Raw genomic sequence first — 20,356 nt, 5'->3', positions numbered from 1 at the left:
ACTCCACCTTTATCAATAATTAAAAAAAACCGCCAAAATTCCCAACCCACTCTTAAGGGGGTACAAACGAGAGGATAATATTATTAAATTCAAGAAATGGACAGGCATAAAACCCATAAAACCATTAAATTCAGATAAATATATATTCTAATATAGATTATTTCATGGCCACAAACACCACGAGATAAAAAAAAAGACACCCCCTAAGGGATGCCTTTTTATATTAATCATATTTAAACCAGGTGCGGTGGAAGTCTTCGGCCAGCACCCATCACCTTAATCTGCTGTGACGCCCTCTATGCTGAAAGACTCGCCGTTCACCTCAACGGTACTCGTGAGCGGAACTGACTGAACAATTAAGCCTTCCGCGAAACATCCGTTTTTGGCATTGCGAATGAGATGGGCCAATTTTTCGGCAGGCGCATCAGAGTCCAGCGTTAGGTGCGTATCCACGCCATCCCATCGATTGTGAACGGTTCCCTTGAGCACCGATCCCCCAAGGAACTTTCTGAAACGGACCTTGACCTTCGCGTTTTTCACCTCAATCTTCATCATGTGCGCGTACCGCGCAACCTGTGTGAGTAATCAGAAGCCGGTCCCCATCGCCATATAGGACATCGGGCTTGGATACTTACCCTCTCCACCAATACGAGGAGATTCATCACAAAAAACCTCGTAATCCTCGACAGTGCCACGTTTGAGTTGTGTAGATCCCAACACAACTTCGGTAAACACCTCGGAATCCGTGGCTACACCCTGAGCGGGAAGCTCGGGCTTATCGATAATACGCTCTCCTGGAACATGACTCGTTGAACGGCCCTCTATCGGACTTTCCACACCTATCCTCCTAAAGAAAAAAATTACAAATTCTTCTGTCTCCTAAAATCAAATTTTCTGGATTTTTATATATCAAAAATCCTGCTACCCCCTTAAATCCATAATACTAAAATCAAGCAACCGGCAGGGAATCTCTCCCTATGATGGCTGACACAAAACCTTCATCATCGGCCCGCCCGAGCTTAAGGAATCGAAAGCGGCGGGCACTTCATCAAGACCAATCTTGTTAGAGATAAGCGGTCGGACATCGAGCTGCCGGCTGGCGATGAGGTTCAGCGATGCACGGAAATCATCGAAATTGTGCGCACGCGTTGTGAGCATATCCACCTCACGCTTTCGTGCGGTCATGATACCCAGCTCCGGCTCCCCATGATAGGTCGCAACCATCATCACCTGCCCCCCAACCCGGGCCATTTCCGTGGCCTGCCGAAGCGAATTTGTGCTTCCTGCGGCATCAAAAACAATATCAAAACCCTCGTCCATCTCGCCAAGATGCGAAAGAGCAGCCTCCACCGCGTCCTCGGCCAATGGGTCAATCGCCGTGATTCCCATGCCTTCCATTACGCTTCGGCGGAAGGGATTGGGCTCTGAGACAACCACCGTTGTACCGCCCGAGGCCCGGGCCAGCATGGCCAAAAGCGCCCCTATCGGACCAGCTCCCAGAACCGCCGCCGTGCCCCCCCCCTGAAACGCCGTGCGCCGAAAAGCGTGGACCACGACCGCCACCGGTTGAACCAGCGCCGCCTCCTTAGAGGGCACCTCGTCGGGAATTTTCAAAAGATTTGCAATAGGCACCGGGACATATTTAGCGAATACACCGTTCGTCTCAACGCCCAGGATCACCCGCTCATGACAAACATTACATTGACCGCTACGACAGCTACGGCAGATTCCGCAACCAGTAGTGGGCTCTGCCACCACACGATCGCCTGGTTTGAACGGATAGCTGGTATCCCCATTAATTTCTCGAAGCGTTCCGGCGAATTCATGCCCCAGGACTCGCGGCAACTCCTTGGGGCGACCGCTCGCGAGCGTAACCAGATCGGACCCACAGATACCTCCGAAATCTACCTCAACCAGCGCCTCCCCGGCGCGGGGACGTGGCTCCGGAATTTCTCCCACCTCAAGCCGCCCTTTATCCATCATCAAAGCTGCACGCATATCGCCTCCTGTCGAATCCCACTAAATTTCAATGCAGGCACTCAAAATAAAGACTTCCTTGGCCTCATCCCTTAACGAAACTCCAACATTATTTTACTATTCGTTGGAAGAATCTCTTTTGTCATCTATCAGAAACGAATAAAGAACCTATAAAACCGCCTTTTACTTGGAGAATCTTCAATTCCAACCTAGATTCCGGCTTCCCATCCAGAGTGCTGGTCACCTGAATTTAATGATCCAGGACCAGGGACTCACTTTTCCAACAATTCCAAATCAACGGGAAGAGATACTGGTTTGCCGATTTTGGAGGAGTAATCCATCGCCATCGTTAGAACTAGATTCCGGTGTCCCTCGGCGGCGGTGGCGTGAGGCGTCTCAAGACCAGTATACAAATGCGCGAGCCACGAATTCGTCTCCTCTCGAAGAGGGCCCCAGAGCTGCCCCATCATTTCCTCTCCAGGAGGATAGCTGCCCAAGAAGCTGACATTCGGGCCCTCTTTCACCAAATCAGGTCGGTCCTGGGTGCGAAAATTCGCATGAGGCTCATCGGTCGCCAGCACAATATCGCGATGCGTATCGTCTATTAAAATAGCACCTTTCGTACCGACCAATCCAATATCCATCGAGTAGGCCGAAGTTGGCCACGCCAACGGCAGCGCCCAGCTCATGTTCATGCTGAGCATGGCCCTGTCCTCGAAGGTGAAGATGCCAAACGTCGCATCCTGCGTTCCCAAACCGGCAAGCGCCGTATCCACCGAGCGAGAATAAATTTCTACCGGTTTTTTATCGCCCATGAGCCACATGCTCATATCGAGACAATGGGTCCCAGAAACAACCATTGGCGTCAGAAGAGAGCGGTTTTCTGTTCTCGACAAGTTATGCTGGGGCGAAATTCCATTCATGAAAACCTTTGCAACGCCGGAGGTCGGGTCGCCTATATGCCCATTCAATATCTGTCCTTTGACCGCTATATATTTTCGGCGAAATCTTTGCGTGTAGCCGATGAAAGCCTCGATGCCTTCGCCTTCGATATCCTTGAGAAGACTTGCCGATTCCACCGCGCTTGTGGCGAGCGGTTTTTCAATCAACATTCTAGGCTTATTGCCAGCCTCAAGTGCCGCCCGAATAGGTCCGACATGATCGTTGTTCGTGGTGCAAACCATAACCGCATTGACTTCGGAGCGCGCGAGAAGCTCAGTGTAATCCGTCGTGAAAAAGTCAGCGCCGAGCTCGCTCGCCAGGTTTTTCCCTTTTTCCTTATCAACATCACAAAACCCGAGCCATTCCACCCCAGGATATGCACGAGCCAGACCAGCCCGTAGGCGGCCGACACTTCCGCAACCAATTACGGCCAAACCAATCGGATTTTTCGTGAATTCAGGAGCGCTCATCAACAGTATCCTTTTAAATAAGAGGAATAGTTGCGCGGTCATGCTTTTATAATGAGGATGCGCGATGAGGTAACTATACCAATTTTTCTGCCTAGCGGGGAATTGCTCTAGCGCGGATTATATCTATACAGACAAAGCTTCCAGCATTGATACTCTCGGATAAGCGTCGAGAGGACGGCAACTACCACCATCCCCTCGACGCCAATCACCTCGGGTTTATCACTGTTTTTATGCATTTCAGATTTGGCCAGTTTGTCCGCCTTTTGAATAAACAGACGCTTGCCCTCATCCTCAACCCAGACTCTTACTTCGATGTACGACCCTGCCGCTAGTCCAAAAGCAGACTATCGTCCATCGAGCAACGGGTCAGGATATTGTTACCGTCCTCTGTGATCAGGACCGTCTCCTCGATCCGAACTCCTGCGCCACCGACAACATCCGGCACCCAGATCAAAGGCTCGACCGCGAACACCATTCCGGGCTCAAGGGGCACAACCTCGGAATCAGGATCCGGCTCGCCGATATAGGGCGGCTCATTCGGCGATGTTCCCAGGGCATGTCCAATGCTCAGGCTAAACCAGTTGTCATGGAGGCCGTATTTTTTCGCCGTACCCCAGATTTCCTCCGCCACTTCCTTATTCGTATATCCCGGGCGCATGCGCTCAAGCCCTTTTCCCAGCGCTTCAGCGACAGCTGTATAAACTTTTTTCTGAAAATCCGAGGGCTTACCACAGATCATCGTCCGGGCGACGTCCCCGAAATATCCGTTCCACTGCGCGCCGATGTCGATGAATACGATATCGCCATTCCGCATGATCTTGTCGGTAGCATATCGCGCCGGCGGAGACATGTGCTCTCCCGAGGCGACGAACGGAGAAACCAGATGCGCCATTTCGGCACCGTAGTGGTGAAGCACCTTCATGGCATCGGCCGCGACATCACACTCGCGGACACCCGGCTTCACCCTCTCCATCGCTTCCTCACACACGGCATCCGCAATGGCACTCGCCTCGCGGATCATATAAATCTCTTCGTCGAGCTTAATGCGCCGCACCTTGTGCATCAGGGTATCGCCGTCCACCAATTCCATATCCGGCAAAATCCGCTGAAGCGAACTCATCAGGTGAAAGCCCATGAGATCGACCCCGAGCTTGCCGCTCTTGATGCCAAGATCCTCAAGAGCGGGCTTCAGGACCTCGCGGACCATCTTGTCCATGAGCTGCTGCTCTTCGAGTTTGGGCATGCTGTGGAAATGATCGATCCACGGCATGTCGCGCGTGATACGAGGAATCTCTCCCCCGTTCGTGAACAGATGAGGCTTTTCACTCTGCGTAACGAGTGTCATCGCCCGCACGCCTTCCCGGTGCGCCAGAAATGAGGCACGTAGGCTGGTAAGATAGCGGACGTTTTCCACCTTCGTCATGAAAAGCGCATCGACACCGGCCTCTTTCATGAACAGCTGCGTCTTATCAACACGCTTTGAGCGCAATGCATTCAAATCAACCCGTTGCTCGTAATCAACCATAAACTGACCGCGTGCGAAATTAACCATTTCAATTACGCCCCCATAAAAAATTACACTTAAAAGAAAATGTCCCTGCCTTTCGAACAAGGCAGGGACAAAAAATCGCTAGTCAAAACAAATCAAAATCTTACGGCTCCTGTACCAGTTCAATCAAGACGTTGTCGGGCGCCTTGATGAAGGAGGTCGTAGAACCGAGCACACCCGGCCCCGGTTTCTTGGTAAATTCGACACCAGCTTTCTCCAATTTTTCGGCAAAGGACTTCAGATCATCCACTTCGATGCCAAAATGGTGCAGACCGCGCCCTACATTCAACATTTCCTCGTCATCGCCGGGACGGAGCCCGCGGATTCGAATTTCCACCCCATCAAGCATGACACTCATGTAAGGGGAGCCAACATATTCGATTTCATCCGTATGAAGTGTGCCGCCAAAGTGCTCGATATAAAAATTAGCCGCCACATGCGGATCTTTTGCCACATGATGAATGTGATGCACTCGAATTGCCATATCGCCCATGTTCTCCTTGCTTGAGTTTAAAGACCTTTAATCGCCTTAAGGCGTTTCATAATATTTCCGCCATCACTGTGCATCATGTTGTGTGCGTCACGGAAATACATCTCGATCGGAATTTCCTTCATTACACCCATTCCACCATGAATTTCCATGGCAGCGCGCGTAACGTCGCAGGCAACTTCGTGGGCGAAATAACTGGCCGATGCGGACATCTTCGGATCGCCCGGAATTTTCTTGCCTTCAACGCCGTTCCACGCGGCGTCGACACGCCATGCGCCATACAAAACATATGCTCGAGCGGCTTCGATGCCCGTGTACATGTCGATAATCTTTGAGGCAATCGCCTGATGCTCGATGATGGGCTTGCCGCTGGCAACACGGGTTTTCGCATACTCAAGCGTATCCTCGTAGGCAGCACGGGCCAGCCCCACCATCGCCGCTGCATTAATCAGCGCATCTCCTCGCATATGATTGCGAATATATCCAACTCCGCAATTCTCCGGTCCCATCCGGTATTCCACCGGGATGCGGACGTTGTCCATCATCAACTCTCGGTTCAGGTTCAAGCGGTAGCCCATCTTGTCATGCACTCTGCCGTGAGAGATTCCGGGCGTATCCCGCGGGATCATCATCAGGGATGCGCCTTCATTCACTCCTTTCGTCTGATCGGTGCGTACATAGACGAAATACAATTTCGCCCAGCCGATATTCGAGACGAAATGCTTCATCCCGTTGATCACATATTCATCGCCCTCACGGACAGCCGAAGTTCTGTATCCCGCATCGGGCGCGCTGTAGGGCAGGAGGTTCTCAGAGCCCGAGTTGGGCTCGGTCGTGGCCGTCGAAATGAGAAAATTCGGGTCATCGCAATAGGCGCGAAGCCATTTTGCGCGAAGCTCCTCGGAGGGACAGAGTTCACTGCACATGATATGAGCAATTTTCGTCGCAGAAAGAAGCATCCCGCAAATTCCGCGATTTCCCCAGGAGAGCTCTTCGGCCACGATACAATGCGAGAATAGATCGTCAATTCCGCCTCCGCCGTATTTCTCGGGGATACCCATAGTCCGAAGACCCACTTTGTCAGCCTTCTCCAAGAGGGGTTCCATATATGCTGATTTGGCGGGATCCGGATTGTGGTCCAACTCCAATCCGATGGGACGCACCTCTTTTTCAGCAAACTCATGGGCCAGTTGTTGCAGCGCCAGTTGCTCATCCGTCAGACGATAGTCAAACATATTAACTCTCCCCTAATAATAAAGAATTCAGCCGACAACTTTATCCATCCGCTTCAGCCACATAAATAAAATCAACATCAAGGACACAAAGTCTACAGGTATTGTCTTATAGACCTATTATCGCAGAATACGAGGGACAGCGATACCGCGCTGGTAACTAATTGTTTTTAGAGGCCGTCCCCTACAGCCACATACGCCCCGCCTTTGATGGGATTCTCGTCATCGCTCCTGGCACCCCACTCGCCGGTCAGGGCATACATCGCCCGAACTTTTTTCATGTTGTTACCGCCATCGCTCGAGAAAAGCATGTTGTGGCAATCGCGGAACCATTTTTCGAGAAAGTTTTCACGCTGAACACCAACGCCTGCGTGAATTTCCATCGCCATTTTCGTCACGTCGCAAGAAATTTCGTGAGCAAAAGCACTGGCCGCCAATGTCATCGGTGGATCGATAGGAATTTCGTGACGCATGTCTTGCTGCCAGGCACCCTTCCAAACCAACGCACGAGCCGCCTCGAGCTTGGTGTACATATCAACAAGCTTGATGCCAATGGACTGATGGTGCGCGATGGGCCGACCGCTGGCGATGCGGCTCTTTGCGTACTCAAGGGAAGCCTCGTAGGCCGCGCGTGCGGTGCCTATCTGGCCCGCCGCGTTGATCAGGGCATCACCCCGAAGATGACGGCGTATGTATGAGACACCAGCATTATGCGGGCCGACACGGTACTTAACAGGAATCTTTGCATTCTCAAAAATAATTTCCGCATTCTGGTTCAGGCGGTATCCCAGTTTGTTGTGAACCTTCCCCATCGATACCCCAGGCGTATCCATTGGAACCATCAACAACGTAGCGCCCTGCTCGACACCCACGCTCGGATCGGTCCGAACGAAAACAAACATCAATTTCGCCCAACCAACGTTCGAAATAAAATGTTTTTTACCGTTGACGATGTAATTGTCGCCCTCTAGGACAGCCGTGGTCCGGTATCCGCCATCCACACCGTTGTAGGGAAGCTGATTCTCCGCTCCTGCCAGCGGCTCGGTTGTCGCGGTTCCGATCAAGAAGGTGGGGTCTTTGACATATTCACGGAGCCAATGCATCGCCATTTCTTTATCTTCGATTAGCTCGCTGGTAAGTATGTGAGCGATTTTTGTGGTAGAGAGAAGAAAGCCCGTAGCTCCTCGATCGCCCCAGGAAATTTCCTCGCCCACCAGGCAATGGGTCAACAAATCATCAACCCCACCGCCGCCATACTCCTCGGGAATGCTCATGGTCCTCAGACCAACGGCATTCAGCTTTTCAAGAAGATGAGGCATATACGCCGCTTTCATGGGATCTTCTTGATGATCAAGTTCAAGACTTATCGGACGAATTTCGTCCCGGGCAAAATCATGTGCAATTTTCTGGTACTCAAGCTGTTTTTCAGTTAATCGAAAATCAATCATATACACCTCTTTTCTTCCGCACCCAGATTTCCCAGGTAGTTAATGAATTAAAAAGTCTCCTATCTTGCAATAATTTCTGCTATTTCCACCGGCTGTCCACGCTCGAACGATTCCATCGCAGCAAGCACGATACCCAACACATGTAGGCCTTCAGGCCCACCTACCTCGGGTGAGCGGTTCTCCCGTACCGCCCCGGCAAAATCATCAAACTCCTCAACCAGATAAGCGTGGCCCTTGTATTCCTCGTAATCGATACGCTCTCGACCTACTCCATCTTTTTTCAGTGTGAAAATCCCATCCCAACGGTCATGATAAAGATTCGCCTCATCACCATAAGCGTTGAGAAAATAATTAAACCGTCCGTTCGGTGTCCGCGGGCTAATGAAGCTCGTGCCGAGTGTACCCAAGAGACCCGACTCGAATTCAAGCCAGAGGACACAAACATCAGGAATCTCAGATTTGGTTTTAATTTTACTAAATGCAGCAGAGACCTTCTTAACCTTCCCGAACAAGTACATAAGATTATCAACCTGGTGTATCGCAACTTGCATTAACGGGCCGCCCGGAGATCCCGAGGCATACCACTGCCAGTTCTCTGGCGTGTAGTGAAGCCCACGGTCGTTAGAATAATTGGTTTCGGCCAACGCGATAGTGCCCAGCGCCCCTTCATCGAGAATCTTTTTAAACAATCGGTGGCCCTTGAGGCGGCGCGAGCTTGCGCCCACGGCTAGCGTCACACCAGCGTCATCACACGCCTTGATCATTTCCTTGGCGTCCGTAAGATTGGCCGCAATAGGTTTGTCCACGAATACGTGTTTTCCCGCTCTGGCCGCAGCGACAGCCAGCTCAGAATGCTTATTGTTTGGCGCTGAGATGACAACGGCGTCAACGTCAGGATTTTCAAGTACCGCTTCGTAAGTTTCTTGCTCGGCACAATCAAATTTTTCGGTGAACGCTTTTCTTTTTTCAGGCGTCCGAGTGAAGCAATCCACGACCTTCACATTCTCCGTATCCTGTATTGCGGAGGCCAATGTATTCCCCCAACGCCCAAGACCTACGACTGCTACCTTTAATGGCTCAGCACACATGAATTATTCTCCTGTATACGCTCTATGAAAAAATACCTACAAGGATTGAAGACGCGGATCTAATACATTCCTAAGCCAATCGCCCACCAGATTGGAACCCAACACAGTAATCGTAATGGCAAGGCCGGGAAAAGTAACCACCCACCAGGCGGTGTACAGATGAACTTTCCCATCGCTCAACAAACCGCCCCATGTGGGCGTTGGTGGCGGAACGCCCAGCCCCAGAAAACTAAGGCCCGCCTCGATAATAATCATCCTGCCCAAATAGAGAGAAGCGATGATAATAACGGGCGCGAGGACATTTGGAAGTATGTGTCTAAAAATAATACGGACATGGCTGCTACCGATGCTTCGGGCCCCCTGAACAAACTCCTGCTCACGCAAGGAGAGGACCTCGCCCCGCACCACCCGGGCGTAGATCACCCATATACGCATCGACATGACGAGAATCAGGACCGTCAAACTCGGTCCGACAATGGCGATGGTAGCAAGAGCCAATAGAATAAATGGAAAAGATAGGATTAGATCGACCAAACGCATAAAGACAAAGTCTACTTTCCCCCCAAAGTACCCCGACAACAAACCCACTAGTAGTCCGACACTTCCTGTAAGAAATACTGCGAAAAAACCAACCATAAGAGATATTCGCGTGCCGTAAATGAGACGACTAAGAAAATCTCTTCCAAGATGATCTGTTCCCAAAATAAAAATCCGCTGCCCGTCAGACCACAGAAGAGGCTTCAGGGCACGGCTTAGGAGCTGCTCGTGTGGATTAGCCGGCGAGATAACAGGAGCCAGAATGGCACAAAGAACAACCGCCAGCAGAATTAAGACACCAAACAGGGCGGATTTATCCTTACGAAGCGACGACATGGCCTTCTGCCATCGACTACTCTCGCGGAGCAGTCCATCATCATCGAAGTGTAGAGGAGACTCGCTCTCCTGCGTAATCGAGCTCATGAGTAGGATATCCTAGGATCGAGATAAGCGTAGAGCAGATCAACTGTCAAATTAATCAAAACAAACCCCGAGGCCATCAGAAAAACGGCTGACTGCACGATTGGGAAATCTCTATTCGAAATCGCTTCAATAACAAGCCGTCCAACACCCGGCCATGCGAAAACAACTTCAATAATCACCGTGCCCCCGAGTAAGATTCCTAAATCGAGGCCCAAGACCGTTACAATAGGTATAGCGGAGTTCTTGAGCGCATGAACCATGAGAATAACTTTCTCGTTCAACCCCTTTGATCTTGCGGTCTTGATGTAATCCTGGCGCATGACCTCAAGCATCTGCGAGCGCATGAGCCGCGCCAGACGCGCCAGATGGTAAGTCGACGCAGCAAAGGCTGGCATGATGAAATGCTGCCAACCACCTCTGCCGAACGAGGGCAAAATACCAAGAAAAACCGAGAAAAACATGATGAACATGATAGCGAGCCAGAAATCAGGTATTGCCTGAATCAGAACGGTAATCCCCACACAACTCTTGTCGTATAGCGACCCTTCCTTGAACGCAGCTAAACAACCGAATGGAATTCCAATAACTGCCGCGAACAAGAACGCACCCAAAGCCATCTCCAGGGTCGCTGGAAAATGCTCCAGCACAAGGCCCATTGCGGACTCCCCGTGCTCTATTGATTCACCGAAATCTCCCCGAAGCGCACCTTTAAAAAAACGACCATACTGGACCCACAGCGGCTGATCGAAGCCCATCACTTTTCTCATCTCCGCGATATCTTCTCGAGTCGCGTCGGTGTCCATCATTACTAAAACAGGGTCGCCCGTCATGTGCAGCAGCAGAAAAACTAATATCATAACTAATTTTAGTAGAAAAACTGCTTGGATTACTCGCTTAATAAAATAACTACCCATCTATATTTCCACAGAGAAAAATTGGGGGGAGGTTGCAGCGCCCCGGCGAATCTTAATCTCAACTCGCCGGGACGCTGCGCAACAATTAAATCTAATTCGAGCCAGCCAGTCCTACTTCAGAAGCAATCAATTTTCCGTCAGCTCGTGGAGTCCAATCAATTTTCTTGCCCACACCATATATCCGATATTCCTGATACAGGGAAACAATAGGTACTTTCACATCTCGTAATACACGACCAATTTCCTGGTATTTTTTTTCTCTCTGCGCATTATCCAATGTCTGTCTGGCTTCTGCGATCATTTTATCCACTTCCTTGTCACGGAACCCGCCGTAAATGGAGCGGCTACTAATCGCGCCAGAAAACATATGCTGTGTGCTGAAAGCAGTATTCATGCGTGCCAAGTAGTAAAGGAAAGGCTTCACATCGTCATCAAATTTATTTCTGTTGGTGACGATCTTTTTCATCGCCCCCCATTCCATAACCTTGACATTTGCCTTTATTCCGACCCTAGCCCACTGGCCTGCGATTCCAGCGAGTGCTTCCTTACCCATCATAAAGCGGCCACGAGGAATATAAACGTCAAACGAAAAACCTTTGCCGAATCCAGCTTCGACAAGCAGTTTCTTCGCTTTGGTCGGGTTGTACGGATAAGGCTTCAGTTTCGGGTTGTGTCCAAAGCTGGTGGGACCATCCAAAATTGCCACAGGTTTAGCGAATCCCATCATAATATTCTTCGTGATGGATGCTGTATCTATGGCAAGGTTCATAGCCAATCGCACACGAACATCATTCCAAGGCGCATTTTTCTTGATGACCATAAGGATATAGTGAGTCCTTGGAGACTGCTTGGCGATAACCTTAGCACTGCTTGACCTAACACGGCTCTGGAGACCAGGAGGCAAGTTATCAATCATATCCACATCGCCCGAGATGAGTGCTGATACTCTCGTGGTCGACTCGGGAATGAATTTAATGACAGCTGTCTTGACCTTAGGTTTTCTCCAAGCGTTCGGATTTTCTTCGTAAATCACTTCCTCTCCCTTACGCCATTTCTTCAAGACGTAGGGACCGCTACCAATAGGATTGCGAGCCAAGAATTTCTTGTTGTGTTTTTTATAATACTTGGGAGGAACTATAAATCCGTAGATAGCCAGAGTTGGAGGAAGCATCGGGTCCGCTTTTTTCGTGTGAATTCGAACCGTGTACTTATCAACTGCTTCTACCTTTTCGATAGTTTTGAAGTAACTATACTGCTTAGACTTCAACTTACGGTCTAAAATCCGCTCAAAGCTGAACTTCACGGCCTCTGAATTCACCGGTGCACCATTACTAAAATTGATCCCCTCACGAAGCTTGAACTCCCAGACATTCGGGCTCGCCATCTTGTAGCTTTTCGCTAGATGGGGAACCAAGCTGCCGTCCGCCTTACGTGCAAGCAAAGTATCGAAAATGTTCGGGTGATGCATTGAAATCGGAAGAGAGCTGAATCTGTGCGGGTCAAAGGTTGTGAGCTTCCCCGCCATACCCAGAACAATCTTCCCCTTGGATGCTGCATTTACCGTTCCAGAGGTCCACATGAAGGACACTGCCAAAACAAGTGCTAAAACCAACTTTTTCTTCATTGTCTTTTCTCTCCTATTCTCGGACTCAACGTCCATTAGAGACATGCCAACTCATCGGAACAACGATTCAGTTGCTCAAAACCACTATCAGTTACAACATAAGACTCGCCCCAAAATATCTGGCGATCTGGGCTCAATTGATACATGGGATGCACGGTGATCACCATTCCGGGCTCTATCGTTCCGGTGGATTTCGGCGTAATCATGTAATCGGTCAGATCGAGCCCCGTGATATGAACCAGTCCGAAGGGCCACACCTCAAACCCTTTGATCTTAAATACCTCGTCCATGGCGTTCACCATCCCGACCATCGGCTCGCCCGGTTTGAGGCACCCAAGCGCAGCGTCCCGCGCAACGCGCACAACATCATAGGCATCGATCAGCCATTGCTCCGCCGGCCCCAGGCAGAGGACGCGCACCAGCTGGTTCCAATAACCCTCGACCCGAGGCGAAATTTCAAGCAATAGGGCATCGCCCATTTTCATGGCTCTTTTCGTCTGGGGAATGACGTAGCCCCAAGGCGCCTCGCCGCCATTGGCCATGCTGGCGAGACCCATCATGTTGAAGTTCTCTGTCCCGCCGTCGGGGAGGATCACGTTGTCCATCTCCGCGCGGATATCGAGCTCGGTGACGCCTTCCTTGGCGAACTCGCAAATCCGCTCCCAGATGCGATCGCCCAAATGCGCGGCGTGGCGCGACATCTCGATTTCCTCGCTGCTCTGAATGAGCCTTGGCTCCCATACCATCGCACCAGAATCAACCCACTCTTTCGCCGGCACTTGGTCCTGAAACTCCTGATACCAAGTGTACGGGATGATGGAGAGGGTCGAGATTCCAATTCTTTTTCCAGAGTCAGAAATTTCCTTAAGATAGTCACATGCTTGTGTAGGCACCGGCGTCATCGCCTCGCAGCGTACGTCTTCGATCCACCCCGCCCGATTCGCCTCGATTCGTTGGTTCTCTACCCCGACGAACAAAACCGGCTCGCCCTTGAGCGGAAACACAAGCACCTGCTGGCCCGAAAACGACCGGAAATTACTCACATAGGCCAGATTACCGGTGCGCGGCCCCTGGCGCCCGCTGTTTCCATAGACAACGAGAATGTCCAGATTTTCTCGCTCCATGTCGGCGCGTAGCCTTGTATGGCGGCGGTCCCGCTCTTTTGTGGAAAGATTCACGGTCTCGATCCCCTTATTGAATAAAGGCATTATCAAAAAAAATAACTACAAAACTTCAATCAAATTTCTAAAATTAAAAGAATGCCTTCCCCCCGGAGACGGCCATATTGACTCCGCTGATGAAGGAGGCCTCATCTCCGGCAAAAAACGCCACGGCCTCTGCGACATCCTGTGTTGTCCCCATTCGGCCCGCAGGTATTTGCTCAATATAGTCTTTTTGGTAATCACCCGAATGAAGAATGGGGCGCTCCGTTACGGTCAGGCCAGGGGATACCATGTTGACCGTGATCCCGTGCTGCCCCATTTCCGTGGCCAGATTTTGAGAAAAATAAAGAAGACCAGATTTGATGGAACCGTAGGAGTTGGTTCTTGGATTTCGTTCCGCAATGACAGTGCTCAGGATATTAATGATTCTACCCGAGCCCTTTTTGATCATCGCGGGCAAAGCAACCTGACAGCAGTTAAAAGTACCCTTCAGCATGACCTCAATGTGGGGAACGTAGTGCTCCTCCCAGTTGAGTTCCATAAACTCCCTACCCTTGACGAGCTGCCGCGCGTTGTTCACAAGGATATCCACCGACCCCAGCTCAGCCTGGCAAGCCTCGACCATCGCCTCAACTTCATCACGTTGACTAACGTCGACTTGGAATGCAGCCGCCTTGCCACCACAGGATTTAATCTCCTCGACAACCTCTTTCGCTGGATCTGCATTTGCGTGAAATTGAACGGCCACCGCCGCACCCCTCTTGGCAAGTTCAAGAGAAATCGATTTTCCAATACTACGATTTCCGCCCGTTACTAGTGCAACTTTACCCTCAAGACTCACGCACAAACCTCCTCAATCCAATGGTCCTAAATACAGGGGCAACTTTGCCCTGCCCAAAATGGCATTGACTCATTAACACTAGAAATTAGGGCCTCAGCTTAAAAAATCAACTCGGCACAAACTCAGATTGACTCCTCGCCAGGTATTACTTTCAATACCATGCTTTGACGAGCAATGGCAAGCTCATGTGGAGTCTTATATGGTCAAAATTGTCTAATTTCCTGTCTTATCAGGTTCCACCTAATTTATCAGGGGATTTGGGACAGTGCCTCCAAAATTTTCATTTTGTTGCACTAGACCAATCAATTTCGTCATGATTATGCTAAATTTAGATAGTCGAGATTTCAGTCAACACCGCCCCCTAGAGATTGCTTCAAACAATCATCCTTGATTCATGGATGTCGAATCTAAGGGTTTTTCTCGATCATAAAGAATTTTTATTTACACTACGGGAAAACAATGAACGAAATTCAACTCGAACATCCTATTAAAGACCATTCCATACCCTTCTACTATCAGATCATGAAAATGCTGCGCCGAAGAATCGAGCAAGGAGAGCTTGCGCCAGGCGACAAGCTCCCCAAGGAAATGGACCTGGCCAAATCTTTTGGCGTCAGCCGCGTAACCCTTCGGCAGGCTTTATCTATTCTTGAATCGGATGGGCTACTAGACCGCGAACGTGGTCACGGAACTTTTATTTCGAAAACGCTGCCGAAACATCAAAAGACCAAATTAACTGGAATCATCGGGCAAGACGTCCCTGGAGATGGAGAGCGCCTTCTGCTCTCCATCGATGAGATGATGCCCCCTCCCGACATCGAGGCGTTCTTCAGCCCCTTGAATCAAAGCCGCATCACGCGAATACGGCGTATCCGAATGGAAGAGGGCTCTCCCTATTTCTACACGATGAATTTTCTTCCTTCGCACCTTGCCGAAAAAGTAACCCAGGACGACATCGTTAACCGAACCATGTTCGACATCATCAAACACCGACTTCACCTCACAGTCGGAAAGGTCAACCAGACATTTGAGGCCAGAGCGGCGGACAACGAGGTTGCCGGGCAACTCAACATCGGCCTTCTGGACCCCGTCTTGTATGTGGAAACTTTCGTTTACGATACAGATGGTGAGCCCGTCGAATTTTCCCAAATCTACTATCGGGGAAATCAACACAAATACAGTATCGAACTCCTTAGCAATGAAGAATATTAGTCTAGCCAACTCCAAATAAATCACGAAAAAGTACTAACCCTTGACAAGCCTATCCTGACGTTGCATCTAAGTTTCTCTTTAAATAATCATTAAACTGTGCATTCATCCTATTCTTTGGAGAAACGAAATGACCACTAAACTGAAAAACAAGACTATCGGCTTTATCGGACTCGGATTAATGGGCCAGGCTTTTTCAAAAAATCTAATTCAAGACGGATATGCCATGGTCGGCACGGATATCTCGCTGGCGGCCCGCCGGAAATTCAAAAAAATTGGGGGGATTCCGCTCAACACTCCCCGGGCGGTTGCCGAGGAGGCCGATATCGTTTTCATTTCGGTGCCCAACTCAAAAATTTCACTAAAAACAACGCAAGGCAAAGACGGGTATCTAGCCTTTTCCCCAGGCCTCGCTCCCGAAGTGGTCATCGACACAACAACATCAGACCCTAACGATTCGAGAAAACACGCGCTGCTGTGCAAGAAGAAAAAGGTTACCTACCTGGACGGCTCTGTAAGCGGCAACAGCGGATTTGTCGCCCAGCGTGAAGGTCTCTTCTTGGTGGGCGGCAGCAAGAGAGCCTACAACAAGGTGGCTCCCCTGCTGGGCCAAATGCTCTCCGATTATATTTATTGCGGCAAATCAGGCTCGGGGGCCGAGCTCAAAGTGACAGTCAACTATCTGACAACGATGGGTCGCTGCGTGATATCCGAAATTTTAAGAGTGGGCCTTGGTTGCGGGTTTTCGAAAAACTTCCTGCTCGATGCTTTGGGGCGGAGCCGTGTGGGGGGCTGGGCCCAGTTTCAAACCCAAGCGCCTTTGATGGTTCACGAAAAATTCTCCAAACCCATGAGCACCCTCGATGTTCAGATGAAGGACATCCAACTTGGCGTAAATCTCGCGAACCAAGTAGGTGCGATATCCCCCGTGGGAGACGCCTGCATCCCACTATACAAAGAAGGAATCGATGCGGGCTACGGCGAGCTCGACGGCATCTCTGTTTACAAAACATACGTTGACCGTGAAAACAAAAAAACAAAGAGAAGGAGCAAAAAAACTAGTCGGTGAGCTGTCTCACCGCCTCGGGCGGCAGTGGCGTTCCACACCTTGCGTTCTGTGCCGCCTGCTCTTCGGTACGAATGCCGGGAATAATGGTAGAGATATTAGAATTTGATACACAGAAGCGAAGAGCCGCCTCGACGGGAGAAATATTCAATTGCCCGGCCACGTCCCGAAGGCGATTTAACTTGCCTTGAAACTTCCGAATGTTATCGGCAGTCAAGATACGACGGCGCATGTCATCTTCGCCAAACTCGACCGTTTCATCGATCTTGCCGGAGAGGAAACCCCGCTTGAGCGGGACGCGGCAAATAACACCGGCACCCTTGTCTTTTGCTCTGGCGAATGAATCTGCCGCGCTTTGGTTTAAAACATTGTATTCCATTTGAAAGAGCGCTGCTTTTTTCGACTCAACGGCATAGTCGCATTCCTCGGGTGTATTGATCGACACACCCCAGGCCTTGAGCTTACCTTCATCCTTGCACTTCTCAAGAAGGGCGTAGCAATCCTCCGCCTTCATGTCGTCAAGCTTGGGATTGTGGAGCAAATAAAGGTCAACGGCTTCCAATCCCAAGCGCTGAAGACTCCCCTCTAGGCTCCTCCCGATAAAATCGGAGGTGAAATCGCGTCCCCAGCCACCGCCCGAGAGCGTCTCAAAGCTATTGCCCCCCTTTGTGCAAATGACTATGTCGTCGCGATCAGAGCGCTCTTTCAAAAAACGTCCAATGAGATTTTCACTGTGTCCCTCGCCGTAGGCATTAGACGTGTCAATAAAATTCATTCCACCATCAATGGCCGTGTGGAGCGCCCGGTTACTTTCATTATCGTCTACGGGGCCGAAGCGACCTCCAATCGTCATTGCACCAAATCCCATAACTGTAATTTCCACCCCGGTGTTTCCTAGCATGCGTTTTTCCATGACCGACCCCATCCTCTCGCTGATTCCCCATACCACAAGGGCACTTTGATTATTCGATAGAGGGTATCCCTGCCAAACGACGAAAAACTTCGATTGCCGCCGCGTTGTCAGCATCCTCAAGACCACCATTCTCGGCCGCCTGAAGCACCTGTTTATGAATGTTACTAAGTAACATCGGTGAATTGAGTCTCTGGCCTTGCTCCAGAATCAGGCGAACATCCTTATGGTGTTGTCGGATACGCGAGCTGGGATTTTCATAATCGGCATCGATCATTCTCTTGCCCCTGCTGGCCATGGCCTTACTGTAGGCAGCCGTATCCATAAGCACCTCCAAGAGCGATTCCATGTCCATACCTGCCTTCATCCCAAATACAAGCCCCTCGGCCATGACCAGACGGTTAAGCCCTGAAATAAGGTTAACAATAAGCTTAGTTCTCGCCCCCTTACCGCTCTCCCCCATGTAATGGCAAGAGCGAGCAAATGTGTCGATAACGGGCCGAGCCTTATCGAGAGCTCCCTCATCACCACCAGCCAGGGCTACGATATTGTCCCGGCTTCCGCTCAAGCTCGTATCGAGAAAAGAAACACCAAGCTCTCGAAGTTTTTCCGCCGTTTCGATCGAATCCTCTGGCCGCGCGGTTGTTGTGTCGATAACGATGAGCCCCTCCCGAGCGCTTTGGACGATTCCGTCTTGCCCGAAACACACCTCCTTCACGATATCGCTGTTCAACAGGGACAGAACAACGAACGAGGCTTCTTTGGCAGCCTCTGACGGAGTGCTCGCTGGAATCCCGCCACCGGCTTTAAGCGCCTCCACCCTGGCATCATCGATATCGCATCCATGTACCTCGTAGCCAGCGGCGATGAGCTTTGACGCCAAAACCGACCCCATCAACCCGAGCCCTACAACACCCACTTTTTCAGGCATAAGTCCTCCCCTCCATAATTAATATTTTATTATTGGCACACCCAGAACAGGAACGCCTTGATATATTCATCCGCAGTAGGCGAGAATCCATCACATCATTCAGCACCGCCGAAAAATTTACCACCCCTGGAGGCGTTCACATGAGCAATGACATCCATATTCGCTTCGCTGGTTATTCCCCGCCGCACACCACACACAGCCGCGCGATCGTGCGCTTTCGGGATGCTCTCATCTCCAGACTCGGAGATTCCGCGCGAGTGGATATTTTCTGGAATGTTCTCGATTTCGGCTATAAGGGGTTGGAAATGACAAAAATGGTCGAAAATGGCCAACTCACAATGTGTTATTCATCGACCGCCTACGGCCTTTCCGACATTATTCCCGAGCTCCAGATTATCGATCTGCCCTTCATTTTTGATAATGAAGAACATGCCCACCGGGCGCTTGATGGCGAGCTGGGAAAATTTTTGACACAAAAAATTGAAGAGAAAAAAAACTTCCGTATGCTCGGATATTGGGACAACGGTTTCAGACACATATCGAACAGCAGGGGCCCAATCCGCGCACCCGAAGACTGCGCCGGGCTTCGCATCCGTCTAATGCCCAATGAGATCCATAAAAAAACTTTTGAGCTTTTAGGGGCGCTTCCTCGTGCGACAAATCTTCATGAGGGGCTTGCCATGATGGAGTCGGGAGAACTCGACGCCCAGGAGAATCCACTGGCGAATACGGCGGCCTATGGAATGCACCGGTTCCATGACCACATCACCATGACCGGGCATTTTTATGCAGCTAGGGGCATATTCGCCAACCGGGATGCTGTCGATTCATGGCCGAGTGAGGTGCGAGCTGCCGTCAATGAAAGCATCAGAGAGGCCATTATTTTTCAAAGAGAGGCGGCCAGAGAAGAAGAGATTAAAATGCGCGGGGAGCTTGAAAGCGAAGGCATCAGCTTCATCGAACTATCCTCCGAGGAGCGGGCTCGCTTCAAGGAGGCCGTTTCACCTGTGGTTGATCAAGCGCGAAAAGAGATTCCCGGGACGTTATTTCAAATGCTCGGCTGAAAAGATCGGTTGATAATTTCAGTGCCGAATAGACCGGTGCACAGCCTCGTTAAACTATCGTTATTCCGCCGTCGATCACGATGGTCTGCCCTGTCATGTAGGAAGACCTTGGCGTCACAAGGAAAAGAATGGCCTCGATCACCTCATCCACCTCGCCGAACCGGGCCATCGGCATCTTACGATAGCGCTCCTCAAGATTTCCCGCCTGCCCGTGGCCTTGGGACCTACGCCGTTCAGTTAGGATGGGGCCCGGCGCCACCGCATTTACCCGTATGCCGAATTCAGCGAGTTCGACGGCAAGCGATCGGGTTAAACCCTCGATGGCCCCCTTTACAGCGACGTAAATAACACGCTCCTTGACGGGGGTATGCGCATAGAAACTCGACATATTTATAATGGCACCACCACCCCGCTTGTTCATCTCCACTGCCGCGCGCTGGGCGGTGAAGATACAACCCTTAATGCCCACGGCCAGCGC

At 50.6% G+C, this 20,356-nt stretch carries 20 protein-coding genes; 3 read left to right on the top strand and 17 right to left on the bottom strand.

Annotated elements, in window-relative coordinates; all coding sequences use genetic code 11:
* Nucleotides 1-276: 276 nt before the first annotated feature.
* The 14 genes from HOJ95_00505 to HOJ95_00440 form a co-directional block, all read right to left on the bottom strand.
* Nucleotides 277-555, bottom strand: a complete 279-nt coding sequence (locus tag HOJ95_00505) for a hypothetical protein (protein MBT6393162.1) — start codon at nt 553-555, stop codon at nt 277-279.
* Between the two features lie 30 nt (nt 556-585).
* Entirely contained in the window at nt 586-837 is a 252-nt protein-coding gene (locus HOJ95_00500; GenBank protein ID MBT6393161.1) for a hypothetical protein, read from the bottom strand.
* Between the two features lie 138 nt (nt 838-975).
* The gene (locus HOJ95_00495) at nt 976-1,998 is read right to left on the bottom strand and encodes an alcohol dehydrogenase catalytic domain-containing protein (protein MBT6393160.1); all 1,023 of its coding nucleotides are present in this window, start codon (nt 1,996-1,998) and stop codon (nt 976-978) included.
* 251 nt (nt 1,999-2,249) lie between these two features.
* Nucleotides 2,250-3,389, bottom strand: coding sequence for a Gfo/Idh/MocA family oxidoreductase (locus HOJ95_00490; protein ID MBT6393159.1), 1,140 nt, complete (start codon nt 3,387-3,389; stop codon nt 2,250-2,252).
* Between the two features lie 328 nt (nt 3,390-3,717).
* Nucleotides 3,718-4,941, bottom strand: a complete 1,224-nt coding sequence (locus HOJ95_00485; GenBank protein MBT6393158.1) for an aminopeptidase P family protein — start codon at nt 4,939-4,941, stop codon at nt 3,718-3,720.
* Between the two features lie 100 nt (nt 4,942-5,041).
* Nucleotides 5,042-5,431 carry a VOC family protein gene (locus tag HOJ95_00480; protein ID MBT6393157.1) on the bottom strand — a complete coding sequence of 130 codons (390 nt, stop codon included), beginning with the start codon at nt 5,429-5,431 and terminating at the stop codon, nt 5,042-5,044.
* Nucleotides 5,432-5,448: 17 nt separating this feature from the next.
* On the bottom strand, nt 5,449-6,663 hold the full coding sequence (locus HOJ95_00475; GenBank protein MBT6393156.1) for an acyl-CoA/acyl-ACP dehydrogenase: 1,215 nt from the start codon (nt 6,661-6,663) through the stop codon (nt 5,449-5,451).
* Between the two features lie 167 nt (nt 6,664-6,830).
* The gene (locus tag HOJ95_00470) at nt 6,831-8,108 is read right to left on the bottom strand and encodes an acyl-CoA/acyl-ACP dehydrogenase (protein ID MBT6393155.1); all 1,278 of its coding nucleotides are present in this window, start codon (nt 8,106-8,108) and stop codon (nt 6,831-6,833) included.
* Nucleotides 8,109-8,167: 59 nt separating this feature from the next.
* Nucleotides 8,168-9,196 carry a Gfo/Idh/MocA family oxidoreductase gene (locus HOJ95_00465; protein MBT6393154.1) on the bottom strand — a complete coding sequence of 343 codons (1,029 nt, stop codon included), beginning with the start codon at nt 9,194-9,196 and terminating at the stop codon, nt 8,168-8,170.
* Between the two features lie 36 nt (nt 9,197-9,232).
* Nucleotides 9,233-10,156, bottom strand: a complete 924-nt coding sequence (locus tag HOJ95_00460; GenBank protein MBT6393153.1) for an ABC transporter permease — start codon at nt 10,154-10,156, stop codon at nt 9,233-9,235.
* Nucleotides 10,153-11,070, bottom strand: a complete 918-nt coding sequence (locus HOJ95_00455) for an ABC transporter permease (GenBank protein ID MBT6393152.1) — start codon at nt 11,068-11,070, stop codon at nt 10,153-10,155. Before HOJ95_00455 ends, HOJ95_00460 begins: the two co-directional genes overlap by 4 nt.
* Before the next feature lie 91 nt (nt 11,071-11,161).
* On the bottom strand, nt 11,162-12,694 hold the full coding sequence (locus HOJ95_00450) for a hypothetical protein (protein ID MBT6393151.1): 1,533 nt from the start codon (nt 12,692-12,694) through the stop codon (nt 11,162-11,164).
* Between the two features lie 35 nt (nt 12,695-12,729).
* Complete coding sequence (locus HOJ95_00445; protein MBT6393150.1) at nt 12,730-13,872, bottom strand: aminopeptidase P family protein; 1,143 nt, start codon at nt 13,870-13,872, stop codon at nt 12,730-12,732.
* A gap of 73 nt (nt 13,873-13,945) precedes the next feature.
* Nucleotides 13,946-14,698, bottom strand: a complete 753-nt coding sequence (locus HOJ95_00440) for an SDR family oxidoreductase (protein ID MBT6393149.1) — start codon at nt 14,696-14,698, stop codon at nt 13,946-13,948.
* A 459-nt stretch (nt 14,699-15,157) separates the two neighbouring features.
* Here HOJ95_00440 and HOJ95_00435 point away from each other — a divergent pair, with 459 nt between their 5' ends.
* Together HOJ95_00435 and HOJ95_00430 are read left to right on the top strand one after the other, a co-directional pair.
* Complete coding sequence (locus HOJ95_00435) at nt 15,158-15,910, top strand: GntR family transcriptional regulator (protein MBT6393148.1); 753 nt, start codon at nt 15,158-15,160, stop codon at nt 15,908-15,910.
* 127 nt (nt 15,911-16,037) lie between these two features.
* Nucleotides 16,038-16,976, top strand: coding sequence for an NAD(P)-dependent oxidoreductase (locus HOJ95_00430; GenBank protein ID MBT6393147.1), 939 nt, complete (start codon nt 16,038-16,040; stop codon nt 16,974-16,976).
* Here the strand turns inward: HOJ95_00430 and HOJ95_00425 are convergent.
* Both HOJ95_00425 and HOJ95_00420 read right to left on the bottom strand, forming a co-directional pair.
* Nucleotides 16,966-17,886, bottom strand: a complete 921-nt coding sequence (locus tag HOJ95_00425; protein ID MBT6393146.1) for an aldo/keto reductase — start codon at nt 17,884-17,886, stop codon at nt 16,966-16,968. The genes HOJ95_00430 and HOJ95_00425 overlap by 11 nt on opposite strands.
* Nucleotides 17,887-17,935: 49 nt before the next feature.
* Nucleotides 17,936-18,814, bottom strand: a complete 879-nt coding sequence (locus HOJ95_00420) for an NAD(P)-dependent oxidoreductase (protein ID MBT6393145.1) — start codon at nt 18,812-18,814, stop codon at nt 17,936-17,938.
* 140 nt (nt 18,815-18,954) lie between these two features.
* On the opposite strand from HOJ95_00420, the gene HOJ95_00415 reads away from it, so the two are divergent.
* The gene (locus HOJ95_00415; GenBank protein ID MBT6393144.1) at nt 18,955-19,878 is read left to right on the top strand and encodes a TRAP transporter substrate-binding protein; all 924 of its coding nucleotides are present in this window, start codon (nt 18,955-18,957) and stop codon (nt 19,876-19,878) included.
* A 49-nt stretch (nt 19,879-19,927) separates the two neighbouring features.
* On the opposite strand, the gene HOJ95_00410 is transcribed toward HOJ95_00415, so the two are convergent.
* Nucleotides 19,928-20,356 (bottom strand): SDR family oxidoreductase (locus HOJ95_00410; GenBank protein ID MBT6393143.1); only part of this gene is annotated, 429 nt, incomplete at its 5' end.

Source organism: Nitrospinaceae bacterium (assembly GCA_018669005.1).
Lineage (GTDB): Bacteria > UBA8248 > UBA8248 > UBA8248 > UBA8248 > UBA8248.
This window is presented reverse-complemented; position numbering and strand designations above follow the sequence as displayed.

Bases quoted from the DNA above. Each gene is read 5' to 3' on its own strand.
- HOJ95_00475 (MBT6393156.1), bottom strand. From the start codon at position 6,663: ATGTTTGACTATCGTCTGACGGATGAGCAACTGGCGCTGCAACAACTG.
- HOJ95_00425 (MBT6393146.1), bottom strand. From the start codon at position 17,886: ATGGAAAAACGCATGCTAGGAAACACCGGGGTGGAAATTACAGTTATG.
- HOJ95_00495 (MBT6393160.1), bottom strand. From the start codon at position 1,998: ATGCGTGCAGCTTTGATGATGGATAAAGGGCGGCTTGAGGTGGGAGAA.
- HOJ95_00420 (MBT6393145.1), bottom strand. From the start codon at position 18,814: ATGCCTGAAAAAGTGGGTGTTGTAGGGCTCGGGTTGATGGGGTCGGTT.
- HOJ95_00480 (MBT6393157.1), bottom strand. From the start codon at position 5,431: ATGGGCGATATGGCAATTCGAGTGCATCACATTCATCATGTGGCAAAA.
- HOJ95_00415 (MBT6393144.1), top strand. From the start codon at position 18,955: ATGAGCAATGACATCCATATTCGCTTCGCTGGTTATTCCCCGCCGCAC.
- HOJ95_00435 (MBT6393148.1), top strand. From the start codon at position 15,158: ATGAACGAAATTCAACTCGAACATCCTATTAAAGACCATTCCATACCC.
- HOJ95_00455 (MBT6393152.1), bottom strand. From the start codon at position 11,070: ATGGGTAGTTATTTTATTAAGCGAGTAATCCAAGCAGTTTTTCTACTA.
- HOJ95_00505 (MBT6393162.1), bottom strand. From the start codon at position 555: ATGATGAAGATTGAGGTGAAAAACGCGAAGGTCAAGGTCCGTTTCAGA.
- HOJ95_00465 (MBT6393154.1), bottom strand. From the start codon at position 9,196: ATGTGTGCTGAGCCATTAAAGGTAGCAGTCGTAGGTCTTGGGCGTTGG.
- HOJ95_00485 (MBT6393158.1), bottom strand. From the start codon at position 4,941: ATGGTTAATTTCGCACGCGGTCAGTTTATGGTTGATTACGAGCAACGG.
- HOJ95_00490 (MBT6393159.1), bottom strand. From the start codon at position 3,389: ATGAGCGCTCCTGAATTCACGAAAAATCCGATTGGTTTGGCCGTAATT.
- HOJ95_00470 (MBT6393155.1), bottom strand. From the start codon at position 8,108: ATGATTGATTTTCGATTAACTGAAAAACAGCTTGAGTACCAGAAAATT.
- HOJ95_00460 (MBT6393153.1), bottom strand. From the start codon at position 10,156: ATGAGCTCGATTACGCAGGAGAGCGAGTCTCCTCTACACTTCGATGAT.
- HOJ95_00450 (MBT6393151.1), bottom strand. From the start codon at position 12,694: ATGAAGAAAAAGTTGGTTTTAGCACTTGTTTTGGCAGTGTCCTTCATG.
- HOJ95_00430 (MBT6393147.1), top strand. From the start codon at position 16,038: ATGACCACTAAACTGAAAAACAAGACTATCGGCTTTATCGGACTCGGA.